Origin of the sequence: Bacillus amyloliquefaciens DSM 7 = ATCC 23350, from assembly GCF_000196735.1 — a bacterium.
GTDB classification, from domain to species: Bacteria; Bacillota; Bacilli; order Bacillales; family Bacillaceae; genus Bacillus; species Bacillus amyloliquefaciens.
Map to the genome: position 1 here is coordinate 3,434,556 of NC_014551.1, position 18,094 is coordinate 3,452,649.

Here is an 18,094-nt window from a genome sequence, read left to right on the forward strand (position 1 = left end):
ACCTCCAAGATTATGATGTTGAAGATCCTAACATTGACGTGAGATATGAAGATTGGCTGTTCAATTTCTCCAATGCCGTATCCAACGCGCTGAACTTTTTATAATATCTCGTTTCGATGTCATCCAGCTTCGTTTTCATATTAGTAATATTTGTTTCTACTTCGTTCAGGCTTTTTCCGATGGCAAAGCTGGTTGATACCGAGCTTTCCGTGCCCGCTTGTTTTGAAATTTGAGTCTGCATTTTGTTTAATGTGTCTTTTAATCTCCGGGCAATCCCCTGCTCTTCCGGGTTTTTGGTTTTCGCTGTATCAGGGCTGTCCGCATTAAACAGCTTAGCCACGAGAGACGGATTCTCGGTAATTTTCTGCTTCAGTTTCGCTTCGTCTTTAATGACAAGCTTTCCTTGATCGGCGTAGTTATCAGACGTTTCAATTCCGAAATCCGCGAGCTGATATTTTTTCCCGTCAATCGTAACCGTTGAGTACAGATCAATCCGCATCTCCGCCAAACCGTTCTGCAGCGTGCTGTCGCTCCGTAATAAACCGCTTTTGGCTTTAGCCTCCCACTGCTCAACCTGCTTATCAGTCATCGCTTCTCTTTGATCATCAGTTAACGGCGTATAATCCCGGTATTTTGATTCCGTCACCTTCGCGTTTACGTTTTTAATTAACGTGTTATATTTATCAACAAAATCTTTAATGTTGTTAAAGATGCCGTCCGTATCAGTCGTGCTGTGAATCGTAACCGTTTTATTGCTATCCGTCACGCTGTTCAGCGTATATTTAATGCCGTTGATCGTAAAGTTATTTGACGTTTTGGTCATTTCAAGGCCGTTGAACGTAAACTTCGCGTTTTTCCCTTCGGCATTGGCCGTAAGTTCATTCGTTGTATCATCAACGGCAAAACCGAGCTGATCTTTCAGAAAGCTTTTGGTTGCGTCATCACCTGCGGCAAGGGTAAACCCTTCCCCCGTTTTATTGGAAGTGAACGCAATCGTGTCCGCATAATCCGTGCCATTGGAAATTTTCTCTCTTAAAGCCGTCATCCCGAGGCCCGAGCTGTTCAGTTTGGAAATCACATCATCAATCGTATCAGTCGCGGCGATCGTGACGTTTACCTCAGTCGGCTTCGTGTCACCCGGATTTGTGACATTGAATTTCAATGTTTGGCTCTGGCCTGATGTAAAATTGATGGCGCCTGAGGATTTATACGTCGTCGGCGTGGCCAGCTGCTGAACGGACATGCTTGTTGAAATATTTTGCTCAGCACTGACGGCCACCGCGCTGACACTGGAATCCGAACTTGTTACTGTTTTTTTATTCCAGTTTGTGGACATCAGCATATTATTAAATGTAGTGGAATACATGTCGGTAATCTGGGTATTCATTTCCCGATAAGCATCGCGCTTCCATTCAAGCGTCTGCTTTTGCTGGTTCAATTTATTAAGCGGCTGCTTTTCGGCATCCATCAGTTTTTTCACCAGAGAATCTACATCAAGACCGGAATTAAGGCCTGTGATTCTTGTGACCATATGTACCCTCTCCTTTTCAGCGTTTAGTCGTAGACGGCTCTATGACAACAGTGAGTTTCCGACTGTTTATCATATCGCAGCTCCATAAATGTATGATCTTATTCTTATATCGGTCATATTAAAAGGTTTTCAATATTTTAACTGAAATTATAATGTTTCATTTTGTCAATAGGGTTTCCTTGGCATGATGAGGGAAAAAGCGGAGGAAATAAAAAAAGACCCTGGAGAGCCAGGATCTTTCCGTCATTAACCTTTAAGCAATTGAAGAACTTGCTGAGGCTGTTGGTTAGCTTGCGCAAGCATTGCTTGAGAAGCCTGAGTAAGAATGTTGTTTTTCGTGTACTCCATCATCTCAGAAGCCATGTCTACGTCACGGATACGTGATTCAGCAGAAGTCAGGTTCTCAGAAGAAGTACCAAGGTTGTTGATTGTGTGCTCTAAACGGTTTTGAACCGCACCAAGTTTAGCGCGCTCGCTAGATACTGTGTCGATAGCTGTTTTGATTGTTGTAAGAGCTGAAGACGCAGCTTTAGCAGAAGATGAGATGTCGATACCTTTGGTTACTTTTGTATCTGCAGCCAATGCGCTGTCAGCTTGATAAACTAGTTTATCATCAGTGTCATAGTAGCCATTCGGTCCTTTAGAACCATCAGTTACGAGAGTTGCTTCTTTTCCGTCTGCAGTTACAAGCTTAGACCCGTCAGTATTTGCTGTATAAGTCGTACCAACTTGCAGGCTTTCAGAGTCCATTTTATTGATAGACAGGCTCATTGTTTGGCCTTCGTTAGCTCCGATTTGGAACGTAAGGTCTTTTGCAGTTCCGTCAAGAAGTTTTTTCGTGTTGAACTCAGTGTCAGTAGAGATTCTTGTTACTTCAGACGCTAATTGGTCCATCTCTTTTTGAAGCTCAGAACGGTCAGAATCTGTGTTTGTATCGTTAGCCGCTTGTGTAGCAAGCTCGCTCATACGCTGAAGAATGCTGTGAGTTTCGTTCAATGCACCCTCAGATGTTTGGATAAGAGAGATTCCGTCTTGAGCGTTTTTAGACGCCATGTCTAAACCGCGGATTTGAGAACGCATTTTTTCAGAGATCGCAAGACCCGCAGCGTCATCACCAGCGCGGTTGATGCGAAGACCTGAAGATAATTTTTCCATGTTTTTAGAAGCAGCGTTTGAACCTGCATTCAGCTGACGGCTAGTGTTAAGAGCCGCGATATTGTGGTTGATTCTCATTTTGTATTTCCTCCCTGAATTGTTTTTCGCACGTCCTTGTGCATTTTTCGCAGCGTCATTCTGAAGAAAATTTTTCCTCTCATTGGCTACACTATATATATCGGACGGCCGCTTCTATTGTTTATATGAAAATAAAAAATCCTCACTTTTTTTGTGAGGATAAATTAAGTAATAAATCGGTATTAAAAGATACGGCTCTGTTGTTCTCTTCCAGGATCGACAAGTATATTTCTTTCCGGTGAATATCCACATGCTGAGGCGCTTCAATTCCCAGCTTCACTTGCTCTCCTTCGATGGCAATCACCTTTATTTCAATATCGGGTCCGATCTGAATTGACTCATTCACTTTTCTTGAGAGAACTAGCATGATCCTCCTCCTATCAGATGTTTTGTTTCATAGGAAGCATCATGTAAAATGATTTGTTTCGCCTTCATTTCCTTTTTATTGACGATAATCGGCGCTTTTAAATTGGCGGTCGTGTTTTCAAAAGGCTCTTCCAGCGTTAAAATCGCCATCACTTCGACGTCCTCTATATCTTCAATATGCAAAAGCTCAAGCGTCGCATGGTCAATGTCAAATTCGTACCCTTTAAAGAAAATAAACGGGCTGGCGACAATAAAGGCGATGTGCTCCTGTTTGACAGATTGCAGCGCCAAAAACGGTGAATCTTCCGACAAAGGAAGAACAACAAATTGAGTCTCGTCATTAAATCCCGGCAGGCCGTTTTCAAATGAGATGATCTGCCCTTCGTCTATTCTGATTTCTCCATGATATTTTGTTTTAATAATCATGCTTCACAATCCTTTACCACTTTCATCTTTTATTCTGTGTTACCGTCGTCAACCGAAATCGTCACCTTAGGGTCTTGCATCATATCAATCTGAACTTTTCCCGGCGTGTAATTCCATACCGGTTTATGGGCGGCTGCTTCAATTGAAGGTTTGCGGGCTTCAATATCAATCGTCAGCTTTGAAGGAATGCAGTCAATGTCGACGAGAAACTGTGCAGGGAGAAAGTCGCTGAATTCGCCGAATGGCTCGGGCGGGCTGACATCCGCTGCCTGCCGGGCCATCACATTGCCGGTTTTCTTTTCGATAGCCGCCATTTCCTTCCCTTCTCTGACTGTTTTTGCAATAAACTCACTGCATGCTTCCGCGCCTTTCTGGGCGGCTTCCGCGTTCAGCTTTTCAAATGATTTGAGATTCAAGTTCTCCCAAGCCCTCGTCTGATCAATCGTCAGTTTGGCCGGCGTGCTTTCAATGTTCAGCTCTGCCGGCGGCTGCTCAATTTCCAGGTCAGCGGGCGGCTGTTCCATTTCGATTTCTTCCTTCTGAAAGGTAATACCGATTTTAGCAGGCACACTGTCAATAATCAATCTCGGCATCTGCATAGAAATCCCTCCTCTTTAGAATGTTCTAGTAAAAAAAGCGATCTCCCTGTTGTGAGTCGCTTTTTTTATATATTGAAGACGGTCAGTTATATTATTTCAGAAAGTCGATCAGTGACGGCTGAATAATATTCGCATTTACTGACAGCGCAGCTTTATGAACCGTCTGCTGAGATAAATAATCAACAATCACATCTTCCATTTCTACATCTTCATTATCTGACAATACTTTTTCAGCGGTAGCAGCTTGTGATTCCAGCCTTGTCTGAATGAGTTCCAAACGGTTTGTACGTGCACCGATATTGGATTTTTCAGCATTCATTTTGTCAGTAAAACCGTCGATATCTGACAGAATCTGTTTTGAATCTGCTTCGGAAAGCGTACCTTTGCTTAAAGAAGCTTCTAAGGAGTTGAGAAATTCAAATACATTATCCCCATTTTGAGCGACGCCCCCGAAAGCTGAATTCGGGTCAGAATTCACTTTCAGCACTGCCCCGTTCGAGATGTTGATGTTAACATCCGAAGCACTAGTGTAATTTTCATAGTTGTACGTATATGTACCGTCAGCATTTTCAGTAATCGGCGGGACGTCTGAATTGGTTCCGTTAAACAGGTAACGCCCGTTCACCTGAGTATTCGCGACAGAAACGAGCTGCTTTTTCAGCTGGCCGATTTCTGTACCGATTGCTTTTAATTCCGTTTCACCGTTCGAATCACTTTTGGCCTGAACCATCAAGTCCCGGATTTTCCCCATAATATCGGTTTCTGAGTTTACGCTTGATTCCGAGTTTTCCAGCCATGTAAAACCTTGCGAAACATTCCGCTGATATTGGTTTACCTGCGCAAGCTGAGTACGGTACTGCATTCCCTTCATTGCAACGACCGGGTCATCAGAAGCTTTCGTGATTTTTTTCCCCGTAGACACTTGCTGCTGAAGCCGATCGAGCTTGTCATAACTTGAGCCGATAAATCGAAGAGAATTTTTTGCGATCATCCCTTGAGTTACTCTCATTTACTTATCTCCTATCTTCCTCCGGTGCCCATACCGTTAATAATTTTATCGAATATTTCATCCTGCATCGTTATGATTCGCGCAGCGGCATTATAAGCGTGTTGAAACTGAATCATATTTGTCATTTCTTCATCTAAAGACACGGCGCTGACTGATTGTCTCCTTTGATCGGCTGAAAGAGTGTTGCTTTCAGAGTTGTTCATAAGATTGGCCGCTTTTTGTGAATTAACGCCCAGCTTGCCGATAAGGGATTCATAAAAGTCATTAATTGTAGTGGTTTCACCGTTAATAGTCAGCTTGCTGTTCTGCACGGCTGCCAGGTTAGTCGCGTTTGTGCCGTCACTTTTTTCTCCGTTTAACGACGCTGCGATATTGTCAGTAGACGCGAGGATTTTGTCACTGACTTTTATTTTCGCTGCCGCACCTTTTGCCGGCACCGCTTCATCACCGCTGAAATCAAAAAATGCCGCGCCCTGTTCGCCTGTATAGGTCTTTCCTTTTTCGTGAACTGCGTTAAACGCGTCAGCAAAGGATAGCGCCATATTGTCAAGAGCCGTCAGCATTTCAGGGTAGAGGCCTTTTTCTTCTCCATTCGACATATAGCCGTATGACTCAATAAGACCTAAAAGTGAGCCTTTTCCGGTAAATGCATCCGCATTGACCTCGCTGCTGCCGATTGACACACTCGACACAAGGCCGCTGTCCTTGTCGTAGTTGATTTTCATTTCTGAAACGGTTTTTGTATTACCATCCAGCAGCGTTCCGAGAGAATTGTTGTTTCCGTTCAGCAATTCCACGTTAACCGTGCCCTCAGCAGTCGCCAAGGAATGCCCGCCCGACTTATTATATGAAACTTTTATATTTGCCATAGAAGATAATTGATCAATCAATCTGTCTCTTTGGTCATATAAATCATTAGGGAGCATACCGCTCGGTTCAACTGCCGCTATTTGAGTATTAAGGTCATTCAGCTGATTGAGAATTGAATTGACCTGGTCCGCTGTGTTATCCAGATTCTTTTTAATATCACCCTGAATGTTAGTCAACGAGGTAGATATATAGTTAAAACTTTCAGCAAGAGATTTCCCCTGCTCCTGCAAGACTGAGCGCGCTCCCGTATTTTCCGGATTCGTCGCCAGATCCTGAAGGGCATTCCAAAACGAACTGAGCGATCCGTTTAAACCGTTATCGTCAAGCTCTTTCATGACGCCTTCCATTTGCGATAATGAATTGGAACGGGCTGTATAGTAGCCTAATTTTGTATTTTCAGTTCTGTACTGATAGTCTAAAAAACTGTCTCTGACGCGCTCCACTGAACCGGCTTTAACACCTGTTCCGATTTGGCCGGCTGTCAGATCACTGTTTTTTGATACAGCGGGATAAGGACTCGTCGATTGTAACGTGACTCGCTGCCTTGTATATCCTGCTGTATTTGCATTTGCAACGTTATTTGAAACGGTGCTCAATGCAGTCTGCTGCGCACTCAGTGCACGCCTTGCTGTTTCGAGCCCCATAAAAGTCGATGGCATTGAAAATCCTCCGTTCTAAGCTTTTGAATCGAATAATGTCAAACGGCTGACAGGCTGGCGTGCCGTTTGCGGCTCTTTATAATTCATATTCTCTTTTTCACCCGGCATTATCATATCGAATGCCCCGGAGATGAATTGCAAAGCCTGAATCGTGAGCTGTTTGTTCATCTCGTTCACTTCTTTCAGACGGTCAAGAAGCGCAGACAAAGAGTGAAATAACCCTTCAAGCTCCTGTTTTTCGCTGCCTGAAGTTCTGGAGATGCATGCAGCAATTGTGTTGTCCTCACTGCCGCTGAGAAACTGAGAAGTCAGCTTGATTCGTTCTTCTTCAGTCTGCCCGATTGCCTGAATATACTTTTGCTCTTTAGTCAATATGTTGGAAAGCTCTTTTGTTTTACCTGCTTTCAGCGCTTCCGTTTTCTCCTCAGACAGCGTGAGCAGATGTTCATGCAGTGCGCAAAGTCGCTTCAGTTGATCAATAATTGGCTTTGCTGACATTGGCTTTCTCCTTTTTATTGCTTTTTATAGAAATTCACTATTTTTTCAGCGATGCTGTTTGAATCTATTTTATATGTTCCGCTCTCTATATCCGCTTTCAGCTGAGCGATTTTTTCCTGACGTGTTTTAGTGACCGCATCTGACGCATTTTGAAGCTCTTTTGCATGAGAAGAAATTTCCACTTTGTCTTTCGGCTTTGCAGCCTCTTTTTGTACGGCTTGCTTTTCGTAATTTTTTTGGTATGGATTAACGGATTGTGTTCCGTACTGATTGATTTTCATAGGATTCCTCTCGCTTTCTGTTCGCAGTCTAATTCTTTTATCGACTGCGTTATCAGTTAGTTTAGGGAATCAGGTGTTTTTGGTATTATAGGCATAGTATGTGTCATTTGAACTATTTTTCTCTTTGAATTCAGCAGCTGTTTTTTGATTCATATGGTCTAATTGCGACTCAATATCGGTCTGACAGGACTTGCAAAATTTCCCCGTCCTGATCGGATTTCCGCACCTTTCACAAGGGTATGCCAAATTCGGAAGCTGGCTGATCTGAATCCTTTTTTGTTTGATAAACTTGAGGATCAGCTCTTCTTCAACACCTGTTTCCTCAGTAATCTGCTGCATCGTCGACTGTCTGTTGACTTGCTTTCTTAAAAATTTATAGACGGTTTCAAATGCTTTTTCTTCTTCTTTAATACATGCCTGACATACGGTCTGCAGGTTCGTTTTAAAAAATAAAGCATTGCATTTTGGACAATTCGCCAATTCACCCATCGTATTAACTCCTATTCCTTCTTTTATCTGCCTTATATTTCTATCAATTATATCGGCAGGATAAAAGAATGATTTAGCTCCTGATTAAAGTAAAAGAGGAGACCGATAACGCTTTGCCTGCTGTCAGCAGAGCTCCGGCAGCTTGATGCAGTGTGGCGCCCGTCGTATAAATATCGTCTATTAAAATGACGTTCATACCTTCGGCGGAGTTTTCGGCAGCTGAAAACTTTTTTTCTGCGGAGAGCCTTTCTGTTTTGCTCTTTTTGGATTGTTTTTCATTGTTCAGTCGGATGAGGGGGGAAATGACGGGCATTCCGAGCAGCGAGGCCAGCAGCTCGGATTGATTAAATCCGCGCTCCGCCAGCCGTTCGGGGCTCAGCGGAATAGGGACGAGGATATGTGTATTTGCCGGATATGCCGCTTTAAAGCCGGCAGTAAAATCACGTTCAAATGTTTGAATGATTTTCGTATCACCCCTGAATTTAAACCGGGCCAATGAGTCCTTCATTGCATCATTATACAAAAAAACCGAACGGTTCTGCCGCAACAAAAAGCGCTGTTCCGTTTTTGATTCCCGCGCCATGCAGTCAGCGCATTTTTTGTTTGACTGCTGAGGCCTTCCGCATAAACTGCACACGGGGCCTTCGATTTTTTCAAATTGATTGCTGCATGCGCTGCATACCTCTTGCTCCGGCGCCAGAGAAAATAGAGAACTCCAAGTCAGTGATCTTGAAATTGGTGAGTCACACAATAAACAATTCAGAGAAATTACGCTCCTTCCCGAGTCTCACAGAACTCGCTGGGATTAACCGAAACAATCGCCGCTGATTCAGCAAGAATGACAAGCAGCGCCGTATTTTTCTGTTTATCAACCATCTCTGCTTTTGCGTAAGCAACTTTCTTTTTATCAGTAACATATGCCGGTTCAGCCCGGTTTAATGAAAGTGCCAGTACATCATTTTTGCATACCCGGCATGTGCATTTCATATGAAGCTGAGGTATATAGCGGTCGAGAAGTTCCTTTAATACGATTTCTTTAGAATTGACAAGCATGTTGACAGCTCCTCATAGGAAAAGTATGAGTATACTGTATCACGTTTTCTGAAATTAACTAGTCCAACAATTTATTTTTTTGTGCCAATTTGTTCATATATTCTATATGTTTTTTTGCTTTCTTCATACCGTTTGTCATTCCGAAATGAAACATGACGACATCACCGCTGAAATGTTTATAATGCCTGCCCGTTCTGCCTGCAATCTGTACGAGTGCGCTCTCAGTAAAGATAGGTGCTTCTGCGCCGAGGACACAAGTCTGGACTTTAGGTACGGTAACCCCTCTTTCTAAAATCGTAGTCGTTACCAGCAGGTCAAACCGTCCCTCTCTGAACCGTTTCACTTTATCCTTTCTGCATGTGTCTTCCGCATGCACGCCTTCTGCACGGATGTTTAATTTCTGAAAATAATCCGTTGTCTTTCTTAATATATGTACAGACGGAACGAATAAGAAAACCGGCAGTCGTGATTGAAGTTTTTGCCGGACCCAATCCGTTACAGAACGCGGCAGTTTTCCTTTCTCAAGCTTCTTCTTCCAATTGCCGCACCACAAAAAACGCGGCTCCGGGAGCGGTTTCCGATGATATCTGGCCGGTATGCGAACGCTTTTCAGCAAACCGGCCTCAGCCCTCTTTTTTAATGTGTCTGAAGGAGTTGCCGTTACATAAACTAGGGCGCTGTTTTTCTTTCTGGCTTTATCAACCGCAAATCTTAATGTCTCATCAGCTGAAAAAGGAAAAGCATCTACTTCATCTATTATCATTACATCAAAAATATCTCGATAGCGCATCAGCTGGTGAGCGGTTGAGATCATTAGCGGAGTCAAGCTGCCTTTGTCCTCACTGCCGCCGTACAAAGCAGAAACTTCGACTTTCTCAAATGCTTTTTTCAGTCTCGGCAGCAGTTCAAGTACGACATCTGTACGCGGAGTCGCGACACAGACGCGCAAGCCGTGATTCAGCGCAAACTCTATACCCGGAAACAGCATCTCTGTTTTCCCTGATCCGCAAACCGCCCATACCAGCAGCTCTTGTTTCTCTTTTATCGCTTCTATAAGCGCTTCCGCCGCCTGCTTCTGTCCGTCTGTCAGTGTTCCTTCCCAAGAAAGCTTGATAGGCTCCCAGCTGTTTTCAGCCGCTAGATTCCAAGAGTATAATGACGTCAGTTCATCAGCCCTTCCCATTACGACACAGGAACGGCAATAGGTAATATGTCTTTTGGCAGAGGGCGCCCAAAATACCGCAAAGCGGGCTTGGTCAGACTGGCCGCATCGGCGGCAGACATAACGGTTTTTCCGGCGGATGACTGACGGCTCGGCCGTTATATATTCTTTTTCTATAAAACGCTTGATGCACTGATCAGAAAACGGAATCTCAGATCTCAATAAATGCCTGCCGTAAAAGAAATCCCGCACCTTCGAAAATTCTGAAGCACCTCCGGACATCTCTCAGCCTCCTTTCTGCTCAAAGTATGCCTGCCGGGAAACTTTTTGTCGAATTACGAAAATAAGAAAATAAAAAATCTCCGCCCTTGAAAACGGAGATTTGCACTTAGTTTTTAAAACACCAGCCGATTCCGATGGCGCCTTCGCCCAAATGGGTTCCGATCACAGCTCCGAAATAGCTGTTATAGAATTCGACATGAGGATATTTACCGCTTAATTCTTGAATAATTTCAGCAGCTTCTTCTTCCCTGTTTGCATGAATGACAGCGGCCCGCATCGGGATTCCTTTACTTGCATCCTCGGCAAACAGCTCCAAAATTCTAGAAATCGCTTTTTTGCGTGTCCGAATCTTCTCAAAAGGAACAATTAGCTTATTGTCAAAATGAAGAATAGGCTTTACCTTTAACAGACCGCCGATAAAAGCCTGAGCACTGCTTAGACGCCCGCCCCGCTGCAGATGTGATAAATCGTCCACCATAAAATAAGCACGGACTGTTTTTTTCATTTCTTCCAGCTCTTTTATAATCTCTTCCGGAGAGTCAACTCCGTCTTTAATAAGCTGTGCAGCTTTTAATGCATAAAAACCTTGCGCTAAACAGCTGATTTCTGAATCAAAAGGATAAACTTTAATATGATCAACCATAGCGTTTGCCGAAGCGGCGCTGTTATAAGTTCCGCTGATTCCGCTGGACAAATGTATGCTTATGACTGCATCATATGTTTTGCCCAGCTCTTCGTACAATGCGATTAATTCACCGAAAGAAGGCTGGGACGTAGTCGGCAGCTCATCATGATTTTTCACTTCTTTATAAAAGCTTCTCCAGTCGAGTTCTGTTTCTTCTCGGAATGTTTTTTCACCGAAAACCACTTGAAGAGGGATCATATGAATATGATGTTCTTCTCTCATCTCTATCGGAATATATGCTGTACTGTCTGTTACAACTGCAATATTCATCACTTTACCTGCCTTATTAAGTACTTAATACGTATTTTAATAGATATGTAGCCGTAAAAAAAGACTTGCCATAATAGGCAAGTCTTCTCACACAGACTAACGCATCTCTACCCAGCCGTTTTTAATGGCTACGACAACAGCTTGTGTCCGGTCATTAACGTTCATTTTCTGCAAAATATTACTCACGTGGTTTTTCACTGTTTTCTCACTGATAAACAATGATTCACCGATTCCGCGGTTGCTTTTTCCGTCTGCAAGCATTTGCAGCACTTCACATTCCCGTCTCGTTAATATATGTAATGGTCTCCGAATTTCCGGATAAACCTCATGCTGAGGGTGAGCAGAAACTCCGCTTGTCGCAAGACGGCGGAATTCGTTGACAAGATTGTGGGTTACTTTCGGGTGAAGGTAAGAACCGCCCTCGGCTACCACTTTCACTGCCTCGATTAAAGTATCCGCGTCCATCTCTTTCAGGAGATAGCCTCTTGCACCTGTTTTTAAAGCATGAGTCACATAGTTTTCATCATCATGGATGGAGAGGATAATTACCTTAGATTCAGGGTACAGCTCAACAAGCTGCTTAGTAGCCTCTACTCCATTTACATTCGGCATATTGATATCCATTATGACGACATCGGGATGATAATGCTCGACGATACGAGCCGCTTCATCTCCATCGTCACCTTCTGCTACCACTTCAAAGGTAGGTTCAAAATCCAATATTCTTTTTACACCCTCACGGAATAGTTGATGGTCGTCGATAATAACAATATTTACTTTAGTCACACGCTACGCCTCCTTATCCTATTGTTCTATATACGCCGCTGTTCGGTCAATATGTCTTTTGGCTCTATTTAACAAATTATAGGCCGAGAGATAAAGGAACCTTAATCATGATAAATGTCCCAAGACCTAGTTTAGAGTCTATCGTTATCGTTCCTTCGAGCAGATCTACTCTTTCTTTCATTCCCAGCAAGCCGAATGACTTGTTTTTCTTTTGTTTAGCTTCCTTGATATCAAAGCCTTTTCCGTTGTCCTTAATAATAAGAACCACAAAATCAGCAGTTACTTCCACTTTTACTGTAATTTCCTCTGATTCTGAATGCTTCAGCGCATTTGTGACGGCTTCCTGAGCGAGACGGAAAAGCGCCACTTCAAATTGCGGGGCAAGCCTTTTGTTCTCCGTGTCTCCGATGCACTGAAAATGTATTTTCACCTTTCCGTTGTATTCTTCAGTTGTATAAAGATATTTTCTCAGTGTCGGAATCAGCCCGAGATCGTCCAATGCCATCGGTCTTAAATCATATATAATCCTTCTGACTTCGTAAAGAGCATTCCGCACATTCTGGCGAAGATTTCTGATTTCCTGAAAGCCGTCCTCCGTGCCGCGGTCGCGGAAGATCCGTTCTATCAATTCCGATCTCATCATAACATTTGCCAGCATTTGAGCCGGACCGTCATGAATTTCTCTGGAAACTCTTTTTCTTTCTTCCTCCTGGGCTTCGATAATTCTTAAACCGAAATCTTGTTTAGCCTGCGCATCGGCAAGCAGAAGCCCTACTTGGCGAAGGTCTTGATTCAGGTAATTCAGAACGACGGTTATTTGGCTGACCAATGATTCTGACCGTTCAATGATTTCCTGAAGCCCCAAAAGCCGGCGTTCTAAATCATCTCTGCGCTCCCGCAGCTGCTTTTCACGCTGCTGGATCATCGTCAGTTCCACTTGAAGTTTGTGCGCCTTTTCATAGGCGTTGCGAATTTCTTCTTCGCTGAACTTATGGAAATTTCTGCTTACTTCCGACAAGCGGTTTCTTGCATGCCGGGTATGTACTTCGAGTTTGTCGCCCAGCTCAATGACTTCGTACACCTGCTGTTTGATCTGTTTGAGTTCTTCGACCAGCTGCTCATATTGCTGGCGCGACTGCTCTCCGATTTGAAAAACCTCGTCCTTACTCCCGTCCACGGTTTTCAGCATTTTCATAAGTATAGAATCCAAAACTTTGGAGTCCATCTTCGATTTATTCATCAGTCTCCCTCCGTAACGGTGTTGTTATGTATTTTTATTATAAATGTAATTGAACTGCAATTTGTGTCGAATTATAATGAAAGAATGCGTATATTCTAGAAAAAAACATTTTTATATAGTATCTTACTCTTTCATAATACCAAAATATGCGCAAAAATTCTAAAGTCTGTTCGAATTTGTAGAAACAAGTCTTTTAATGCTTGTCAGGAGGGTCCAGCAATCATGCTGCACAGCTATTTAACTGTTAAAGAAACAGGTGAACATGAGATTGTGATCGAAAAATCACGTTTTATCTGCCACCTGAGCCGTGCCGCTTCTGAATCGGAAGCGCAGGAATTTATACAAAAGATCAAAAAACAGCACTGGAATGCGACTCATAACTGCTCAGCTTATCTGATCGGAGAAACGGATCAGATACAAAAGGCGAATGATGACGGTGAACCAAGCGGCACAGCCGGCGTACCCATGCTGGAAGTGCTGAAAAAACGCGGCCTGAAAGATACCTGCGCGGTGGTTACCCGGTATTTCGGCGGAATAAAGCTCGGAGCAGGCGGATTGATTCGCGCATACGGGAAGTCAGTTTCTGAGGGGTTAAATCATATAGGAGTTACGGAACGGAAGCTGATGCGGATTATGCATACATCGGCAGATTATACGTGGCTCGGCAAGATAGAGAATGAACTGAGAGAATCAGTTTTTTTACTGAAGGAGATCCATTATGCGGATCATGTCGAATTTGAAACATACGTTGAAGAAAAAGACAAAGAAGCGTTTATAAAATGGATGACAGAGCTGACGAACGGCAAAAGTATTAATACAGAGGGAGAACTGACGTATTTAGAAACAGACGTCAGCCCTAAAGGAGACTAATGTAATGGCTGAACGTGTAAGAGTACGTGTTCGAAAGAAAAAGAAAAACAAACGAAAGATTATTTTCAAACGGATTTTGCTGCTGCTTACCCTCGTTTTGTTAGTTGCTGCCGGGTTTGGCGGGTACAAAGTATACAAAACGATCAATGCGGCAGATAATGCATATGATGCCCTTTCCCGCGGAGATAAATCAAAACTGCGGGATGAAGTCATCGATATGAAGAAAAAACCGTTCTCCATTTTGTTTATGGGGATCGAAAATTATGCCACAAGCGGAAAAGGCGGACGATCAGATTCTCTTATTGTTGTTACCCTTGATCCGAGAAATAAAACAATGAAAATGCTGAGTATTCCGCGTGATACGCGGGTGACGCTTGCCGGCGATACAACCGGTAAAAAGTCAAAAATCAATGCGGCTTTTGCTAAAGGCGGAGCGGATGAAACCGTCTCAACTGTAGAAGACTTATTAGGCATACCGATTGATAAGTATGTCACTGTCGATTTTAACGGTTTTAAGGATGTTATTGATGAAGTCGGCGGAGTCAATGTAAAGGTGCCATTTGATTTCGACGAGATGAGTGACGTCAGTAAAAAGAAACGGATCTACTTCAAGAAAGGAAACATGCATTTGAACGGTGAACAGGCTCTGGCTTACGCGCGGATGAGAAAGCAGGATAAGCGCGGAGACTTCGGCCGTAATGACCGCCAAAAGCAGATCCTAAACGCACTGATCGACCAAATGTCTAAGGCTGGAAATATTGCTAAGATCGATAAAATCGCTGAAACAGCGAGCAATAACGTACAAACGAATATCCGCATCACTGAAGGACTCGCCCTTCAGCAGATTTACAGCGGCTTTACCAGCAAAAAGATTGATACACTGACCATAACAGGAACAGATTTATATTTAGGCGGAGGCGGAACCGCGTCTACGGGCGGAACGTATTATTTCCAACCGGACCCCGCCAATCTCGAAAAAGTACGGCAAACCTTGCAGAAGCATTTAGATTATCCGGCCGGAAGCAGCACTGCGGCCGATCCTGCTTCTGACAGCACCGGAACAGACGGTACGACGGATTCAACTTCCGGCGGCACAGGAGCAGACGGTACGACGGATTCAACTTCCGGCGGCACAGGAACAGACGGCACCACTGATTCGAATTCCGGCGGCACAGGGACCGGCGGCACGACCGATTCAACCAACGGTACTGCGGGTGCAAACGGAACGGACAGCACACAGCCCGGCAACACAAATTCAAGCGGCACAACAGGCTATTAACAGAAAACCCGATCCTTTGAGAAGGATCGGGTTTTTCTATATAATTAAGAGAATAGCAGAATCAAAGAAAAAGCAGACCATTTGCATGATCTGCTCTTTTTAATTCTTCTTTACCAATCTCTTGTAAAACTTGGTAAATGGTTTAAATTGTTCATTTACTAACCCTGTGACCTCTGCTATGATTTGCATAAATACAATCAATACAAAAATAATAAACAGCGAAAGCCATATGGTCGCGCTTTTCAGCAGGATGGCACTGATGCTGAAAATAAAGCCGATTAAATAAATGATGATGACAGCCGTGCGGTGTGAAAGCCCGAAGGCCATCAGCCGGTGGTGTATATGTGACTTATCAGGCGCTGAAATCGGCTGTTTGTTTAGTATCCGTCTGATGACAGCGAACGTCGTATCAAAAATCGGCACGCCCAAAATAATGATCGGAATGATGATACTGAATAAAGTCACGCTTTTATAAAGACCTAATAATGAGAGTACTGAAATGACGTATCCGAGAAAGAGCGATCCGGTATCTCCCATAAATATTTTTGCCGGGTGAAAATTATAAAATAAAAATCCGAGTGTGCTTCCTATCACAACGAGAGAAAGTGACAGGATAAGGATTTTGCCTCCGGATAACGCCATTACTGCGATGGTGGACAGTCCGATGACCGACAGACCGGCAGCGAGACCGTCCAAACCGTCAATCAGGTTCATCGCGTTCGTGATACCGACGATCCATAACACAGTCAGCGGGTAAGCGACCCATCCCAATTCTAAACGTTCCGTTAAAAACGGCACGGAGAAAAAGTCCATTTTCAGTCCCGTGCTCACAATCATAATGGCTACGGCTAACTGGACGAAAAACTTTACCTTTGCGCTTAATTGGTATTTATCATCAAGAATTCCTAAAATAACAATAATAAACGCGCCCACCGTGATGGCGGTCATCTTCGTTTCATTATATATGCCGGCCGCGAGCACACCCGCCGCTACGCCGATAAAAATGGCCAATCCGCCCATACGGGGCATTATTTTATCATGTACTTTTCGGTTGCTGGGCTGGTCAACTGCACCTATTTTGATCGCAATTTTTTTTACGATAGGAGTTAGGATTAAAACCGTTAGCAGAGAGACAAAAAACGCAACAACTATGCGAAACATGCGTTCGTCAAGCATAAAGAAGTCTCCTTTGGAATTATATGAAGTCTTTTCTGATATTGAACCGTTCCTTCCATTATAATTCTTACTAGTTATTATAACAAGCATCATCAAAAAGAAACACGCAAATCAAAAAATGCGCTTTCCCTTTTAATGGGAGTGCGCATTTTTCATGATTCCCGTGCATTCGAGCATATGGCCGAATAAAACATTCCAATCCCGTCTTCGGGCCAATTCACGGCGCAATGCCTCGTAAGATCCGCCGCGATCCGCTGCCAAGAGCGATTCACAGGCTGCGATGAAATCTGCGGGGTCGCTGCCTTCAACGTATTCATAAACATAAGGCCTTTTGATTTTGGCCGTAGAAGCAAGGTTGCAGCCGACAACCGGTTTGCCGGCAGCTAAAAATTCAAAAAGCTTGAGCGGAAATACCGCGTCATTATAAGGCGAATTTTTATAAGGCATAATGCCGATGTCGACGAGCTGCATATAGGACGGCACTTCATTCGGCGCAGCAGGTCCCGACCAGATGACATTCGGCCGCTTCAGAAGCGACTTGAAATCCGGCTCATCCTCAGCCGTGTTCGGACCTACCAATAAAATCGTCCAATCCGGCCGTAAATCTGCCGTTTCCGCTAAAAGCGCGAAATCGAGCTTCGGTTTGATGCCGCCGATAAAACCGAGAACCGGCCCATTTCTTCCCTGTAAAATGTCTTCATCCGGGTGTTTATTTTCCTGTGAAAACAGGTCATATTCCACTCCGTTTTCAATGGTGAAGACCTTCTGGCGCGGGTTCTCCAGCTTTTTTCCGACCTCCTGATGAAGACAGTCAGATGTGCACGTAATGGAATCGGCACGCTGAATGATTCTCATTTCCGCCTGTTTTATGATATTTCTTCTGATATTTGACAGCACACCGGCACGTCCGCTGATCGGAGCCGCCCACAGATCACTGCAATCGTAAATCACTTCATCCCAAGGAAACAGTTCTGACAGAAGCGGAAAACCGGGGAAGGTGTACCATAAGCAGCAGCGGGCCCCTTCTCTTTCTTCCTTCAGCACGTTCAGCAATGGTGAAAGCTTATTCCTGTAGCAAAAATCTGTATACCTGCCGAAGCGGAAAGCTTTCTGCTTCAGGAGATCCTTTACTGCGAACTGCCGGATTCCCTCGGCAATCCCAGTCATTTGCCCGTCATTTGCGCGCGGGGACGGACATACCCAAATGACGCTTTTCGTTTCTTTTTGCCTGGCGAGAAATTCAGCCAGCCGGTGCCGTCTGTATCTCAGCCGGTCATGACCCCATTCCGCCGCTCCGACGATTACGTGAATAATCGGTTCCACCTTCATC

General features: G+C 44.0%; 20 protein-coding genes. 2 read left to right on the forward strand and 18 right to left on the reverse strand.

Annotated features, from left to right (window positions below):
* Positions 1-10 precede the first annotated feature (10 nt).
* The 16 genes from BAMF_RS37710 to degS all read right to left on the reverse strand — a co-directional run bounded on the left by BAMF_RS37710 (position 11) and on the right by degS (position 13,439).
* Positions 11-1,531, reverse strand: a complete 1,521-nt coding sequence (locus tag BAMF_RS37710; protein ID WP_013353775.1) for a flagellar hook-associated protein 2 — start codon at positions 1,529-1,531, stop codon at positions 11-13.
* A gap of 246 nt (positions 1,532-1,777) precedes the next feature.
* Positions 1,778-2,764 (reverse strand): flagellin N-terminal helical domain-containing protein, encoded by a 987-nt coding sequence (locus BAMF_RS37715; protein ID WP_013353776.1) that lies wholly within the window; start codon positions 2,762-2,764, stop codon positions 1,778-1,780.
* 142 nt (positions 2,765-2,906) lie between these two features.
* Positions 2,907-3,131 carry a carbon storage regulator CsrA gene (csrA, locus tag BAMF_RS37720; protein ID WP_003151402.1) on the reverse strand — a complete coding sequence of 75 codons (225 nt, stop codon included), beginning with the start codon at positions 3,129-3,131 and terminating at the stop codon, positions 2,907-2,909.
* Positions 3,125-3,556 carry a flagellar assembly protein FliW gene (gene fliW / locus BAMF_RS37725; RefSeq protein WP_007407475.1) on the reverse strand — a complete coding sequence of 144 codons (432 nt, stop codon included), beginning with the start codon at positions 3,554-3,556 and terminating at the stop codon, positions 3,125-3,127. Before fliW ends, csrA begins: the two co-directional genes overlap by 7 nt.
* 29 nt (positions 3,557-3,585) lie before the next feature.
* A complete protein-coding gene (locus tag BAMF_RS37730; protein ID WP_014471091.1) occupies positions 3,586-4,155 on the reverse strand; it encodes a DUF6470 family protein in 570 nt (189 codons plus the stop codon).
* 91 nt (positions 4,156-4,246) lie between these two features.
* On the reverse strand, positions 4,247-5,164 hold the full coding sequence (gene flgL / locus BAMF_RS37735) for a flagellar hook-associated protein FlgL (RefSeq protein WP_013353778.1): 918 nt from the start codon (positions 5,162-5,164) through the stop codon (positions 4,247-4,249).
* 11 nt (positions 5,165-5,175) lie between these two features.
* A complete protein-coding gene (gene flgK / locus BAMF_RS37740) occupies positions 5,176-6,693 on the reverse strand; it encodes a flagellar hook-associated protein FlgK (protein ID WP_013353779.1) in 1,518 nt (505 codons plus the stop codon).
* A 15-nt stretch (positions 6,694-6,708) separates the two neighbouring features.
* Positions 6,709-7,191, reverse strand: a complete 483-nt coding sequence (locus tag BAMF_RS37745) for a flagellar protein FlgN (RefSeq protein ID WP_013353780.1) — start codon at positions 7,189-7,191, stop codon at positions 6,709-6,711.
* Between the two features lie 14 nt (positions 7,192-7,205).
* Complete coding sequence (flgM, locus tag BAMF_RS37750) at positions 7,206-7,472, reverse strand: flagellar biosynthesis anti-sigma factor FlgM (RefSeq protein ID WP_013353781.1); 267 nt, start codon at positions 7,470-7,472, stop codon at positions 7,206-7,208.
* Between the two features lie 69 nt (positions 7,473-7,541).
* Positions 7,542-7,961 carry a TIGR03826 family flagellar region protein gene (locus BAMF_RS37755; protein WP_013353782.1) on the reverse strand — a complete coding sequence of 140 codons (420 nt, stop codon included), beginning with the start codon at positions 7,959-7,961 and terminating at the stop codon, positions 7,542-7,544.
* A 73-nt stretch (positions 7,962-8,034) separates the two neighbouring features.
* Positions 8,035-8,724, reverse strand: a complete 690-nt coding sequence (locus BAMF_RS37760; protein WP_198315882.1) for a ComF family protein — start codon at positions 8,722-8,724, stop codon at positions 8,035-8,037.
* 5 nt (positions 8,725-8,729) lie between these two features.
* The gene (gene comFB, locus BAMF_RS37765) at positions 8,730-9,014 is read right to left on the reverse strand and encodes a late competence protein ComFB (RefSeq protein ID WP_013353784.1); all 285 of its coding nucleotides are present in this window, start codon (positions 9,012-9,014) and stop codon (positions 8,730-8,732) included.
* A gap of 58 nt (positions 9,015-9,072) precedes the next feature.
* Positions 9,073-10,458: a DEAD/DEAH box helicase gene (locus tag BAMF_RS37770; protein WP_013353785.1), complete on the reverse strand. Its 1,386-nt coding sequence runs from the start codon at positions 10,456-10,458 to the stop codon at positions 9,073-9,075.
* A gap of 106 nt (positions 10,459-10,564) precedes the next feature.
* Positions 10,565-11,413 (reverse strand): DegV family protein, encoded by an 849-nt coding sequence (locus BAMF_RS37775; protein WP_013353786.1) that lies wholly within the window; start codon positions 11,411-11,413, stop codon positions 10,565-10,567.
* 96 nt (positions 11,414-11,509) lie between these two features.
* Positions 11,510-12,199, reverse strand: a complete 690-nt coding sequence (degU, locus tag BAMF_RS37780) for a two-component system response regulator DegU (protein ID WP_003219701.1) — start codon at positions 12,197-12,199, stop codon at positions 11,510-11,512.
* Positions 12,200-12,275: 76 nt separating this feature from the next.
* On the reverse strand, positions 12,276-13,439 hold the full coding sequence (degS, locus tag BAMF_RS37785; protein ID WP_013353787.1) for a two-component sensor histidine kinase DegS: 1,164 nt from the start codon (positions 13,437-13,439) through the stop codon (positions 12,276-12,278).
* Positions 13,440-13,661: 222 nt separating this feature from the next.
* On the opposite strand from degS, the gene BAMF_RS37790 reads away from it, so the two are divergent.
* Entirely contained in the window at positions 13,662-14,309 is a 648-nt protein-coding gene (locus BAMF_RS37790) for a YigZ family protein (protein WP_013353788.1), read from the forward strand.
* Between the two features lie 4 nt (positions 14,310-14,313).
* Positions 14,314-15,588, forward strand: coding sequence for an LCP family protein (locus BAMF_RS37795; protein ID WP_013353789.1), 1,275 nt, complete (start codon positions 14,314-14,316; stop codon positions 15,586-15,588).
* Between the two features lie 99 nt (positions 15,589-15,687).
* Here the strand turns inward: BAMF_RS37795 and BAMF_RS37800 are convergent, their stop codons facing one another.
* Together BAMF_RS37800 and tuaH are read right to left on the reverse strand one after the other, a co-directional pair.
* Complete coding sequence (locus BAMF_RS37800; RefSeq protein ID WP_013353790.1) at positions 15,688-16,764, reverse strand: glycosyltransferase family 4 protein; 1,077 nt, start codon at positions 16,762-16,764, stop codon at positions 15,688-15,690.
* 132 nt (positions 16,765-16,896) lie between these two features.
* Positions 16,897-18,093 carry a teichuronic acid biosynthesis protein TuaH gene (gene tuaH / locus BAMF_RS37805; RefSeq protein WP_013353791.1) on the reverse strand — a complete coding sequence of 399 codons (1,197 nt, stop codon included), beginning with the start codon at positions 18,091-18,093 and terminating at the stop codon, positions 16,897-16,899.
* Position 18,094: the final 1 nt, after the last annotated feature.

What these genes read in the sequence shown, in the direction of transcription:
- BAMF_RS37710 (WP_013353775.1), bottom strand. Translation starts at nt 1,531, where the DNA reads ATGGTCACAAGAATCACAGGCCTTAATTCCGGTCTTGATGTAGATTCT.
- BAMF_RS37715 (WP_013353776.1), bottom strand. Translation starts at nt 2,764, where the DNA reads ATGAGAATCAACCACAATATCGCGGCTCTTAACACTAGCCGTCAGCTG.
- csrA (WP_003151402.1), bottom strand. Translation starts at nt 3,131, where the DNA reads ATGCTAGTTCTCTCAAGAAAAGTGAATGAGTCAATTCAGATCGGACCC.
- fliW (WP_007407475.1), bottom strand. Translation starts at nt 3,556, where the DNA reads ATGATTATTAAAACAAAATATCATGGAGAAATCAGAATAGACGAAGGG.
- BAMF_RS37730 (WP_014471091.1), bottom strand. Translation starts at nt 4,155, where the DNA reads ATGCAGATGCCGAGATTGATTATTGACAGTGTGCCTGCTAAAATCGGT.
- flgL (WP_013353778.1), bottom strand. Translation starts at nt 5,164, where the DNA reads ATGAGAGTAACTCAAGGGATGATCGCAAAAAATTCTCTTCGATTTATC.
- flgK (WP_013353779.1), bottom strand. Translation starts at nt 6,693, where the DNA reads ATGCCATCGACTTTTATGGGGCTCGAAACAGCAAGGCGTGCACTGAGT.
- BAMF_RS37745 (WP_013353780.1), bottom strand. Translation starts at nt 7,191, where the DNA reads ATGTCAGCAAAGCCAATTATTGATCAACTGAAGCGACTTTGCGCACTG.
- flgM (WP_013353781.1), bottom strand. Translation starts at nt 7,472, where the DNA reads ATGAAAATCAATCAGTACGGAACACAATCCGTTAATCCATACCAAAAA.
- BAMF_RS37755 (WP_013353782.1), bottom strand. Translation starts at nt 7,961, where the DNA reads ATGGGTGAATTGGCGAATTGTCCAAAATGCAATGCTTTATTTTTTAAA.
- comFB (WP_013353784.1), bottom strand. Translation starts at nt 9,014, where the DNA reads ATGCTTGTCAATTCTAAAGAAATCGTATTAAAGGAACTTCTCGACCGC.
- BAMF_RS37770 (WP_013353785.1), bottom strand. Translation starts at nt 10,458, where the DNA reads ATGTCCGGAGGTGCTTCAGAATTTTCGAAGGTGCGGGATTTCTTTTAC.
- BAMF_RS37775 (WP_013353786.1), bottom strand. Translation starts at nt 11,413, where the DNA reads ATGAATATTGCAGTTGTAACAGACAGTACAGCATATATTCCGATAGAG.
- degS (WP_013353787.1), bottom strand. Translation starts at nt 13,439, where the DNA reads ATGAATAAATCGAAGATGGACTCCAAAGTTTTGGATTCTATACTTATG.
- BAMF_RS37790 (WP_013353788.1), top strand. Translation starts at nt 13,662, where the DNA reads ATGCTGCACAGCTATTTAACTGTTAAAGAAACAGGTGAACATGAGATT.
- BAMF_RS37795 (WP_013353789.1), top strand. Translation starts at nt 14,314, where the DNA reads ATGGCTGAACGTGTAAGAGTACGTGTTCGAAAGAAAAAGAAAAACAAA.
- BAMF_RS37800 (WP_013353790.1), bottom strand. Translation starts at nt 16,764, where the DNA reads ATGCTTGACGAACGCATGTTTCGCATAGTTGTTGCGTTTTTTGTCTCT.
- tuaH (WP_013353791.1), bottom strand. Translation starts at nt 18,093, where the DNA reads ATGAAGGTGGAACCGATTATTCACGTAATCGTCGGAGCGGCGGAATGG.